Origin of the sequence: Dietzia natronolimnaea (assembly GCF_002289575.1) — a bacterium.
Lineage (GTDB): Bacteria > Actinomycetota > Actinomycetes > Mycobacteriales > Mycobacteriaceae > Dietzia > Dietzia natronolimnaea_A.
The window spans coordinates 1-904 of the sequence record NZ_NTGA01000104.1 but is presented as its reverse complement, the minus strand read 5'-3'; the positions used below and the strand labels follow the sequence as shown (position 1 = coordinate 904).

Below are 904 nucleotides of genomic sequence, written 5' to 3'. Positions count from 1 at the left end.
TGCGGGTGCTGTGGGCCAACTACCTCGACACCGACGGATCGCCGGGGCAACGGCACTACAGTTATCAGCGGTTCTGCCAGATCGTCGGCGAATACGTCGAGGTCAACGAGCTGACGATGCGGATCACCCACGTTCCCGGGCACACGATGCAGGTCGACTGGGCGGGCACGAAGATGGCGATCTTCGACCCCGTCACCGGCACCAGGACCACGGTGTCGGTGTTCGTGGCCTCGCTGCCGTACTCGGGGATGGTCTTCGCCTGCGGCTGCCTGGACGAGAAGATGCCGAATTGGCTCGACGCGCATTTGCAGGCGTTCGAGTACTTCGGCGGGGCGGCGCAGGTGATCGTCCCGGACAACGCGTCAACGGCGTCGAATCAGATCACTCGTGGCGATCGGGCCCGGGAGGTCAACCGCGAGTATCGGGACTTTCTCGAGTACCACCACACCGCCGCGGTGCCGACGAGATCGGCGGCACCCCGCGACAAGGGCAACGTCGAAGCCGGAGTGAAGGTGGCGACGAACTGGGTGATCGGCCGGCTTGCCGATCGGCGCTTCGCCAGCCTGGACGACCTGAACGAGGCGATCGCCGCCGAGGTCGAGTCGATCAACGACCGGACCCCGTTTCGCGGCCAGAAGACCAGCCGCCGGGAGCTGTTCACCGAGCACGAGAAGTCGGAGCTGATCGCTTTGCCCGAGGCGCGGTGGCAGCCGGTCATCTGGAAGAAATCCAAGGTCAATCGGGATTACCACGTGGAGATCGCCACGGTGAAGTACTCGGTGCCCTACCCCTTCGCCGGCCAGCACGTCGATGTGAAGATCACCGGGCAGAGGTTGACGGTCATGGCGGGCGGGGAGGTCATCGCCTCCCACGCGTGTCAAGGGCCATTGAGTTCTGCCCAGGG

The 904-nt window shown here is 65.0% G+C and carries 1 protein-coding gene; it reads left to right on the top strand.

Translation table 11 applies throughout. The features are described 5' to 3' along the window. The coding region (gene istA / locus CEY15_RS17845; RefSeq protein ID WP_141244342.1) for an IS21 family transposase at positions 1 to 904 on the top strand (904 nt) is incomplete at both ends.